The organism is Phormidium sp. CCY1219 (assembly GCF_035615515.1).
Taxonomy (GTDB): Bacteria; Cyanobacteriota; Cyanobacteriia; order Cyanobacteriales; family Laspinemataceae; genus CCY1219.
Genome location: NZ_JAJENT010000957.1, coordinates 1 through 291, shown reverse-complemented (window position 1 = coordinate 291; position 291 = coordinate 1). Strand labels below are relative to the sequence as shown.

The window sequence follows — 291 nt, the reverse complement described above, 5'->3', positions numbered from 1 at the left end:
TGGCAGTTCGGACAACACCCTGCGCTTGTGGACCCGCCAGGGGGAACCCATCGGCGAACCCTGGCGCGGCCATCAGAATTCGGTCAGCGCCGTAGCCTTCAGCCCGGACGGCGAGACCATCGTCAGTGGCAGTGTAGACAACACCCTGCGCTTGTGGACCCGCCAGGGGGAACCCATCGGCGAACCCTGGCGCGGCCATCAGAATTCGGTCTACGCCGTAGCCTTCAGCCCGGACGGGGAGACCATCGTCAGTGGCAGTGAGGACAACACCCTGCGCTTGTGGACCCGCCA

1 protein-coding gene is annotated in these 291 nt (G+C 65.6%); it reads left to right on the top strand.

Annotation, left to right across the window (positions count from 1 at the left end):
- The coding region (locus tag LKK83_RS30845; RefSeq protein ID WP_442957400.1) for a WD40 repeat domain-containing protein at positions 1-291 on the top strand (291 nt) is incomplete at both ends.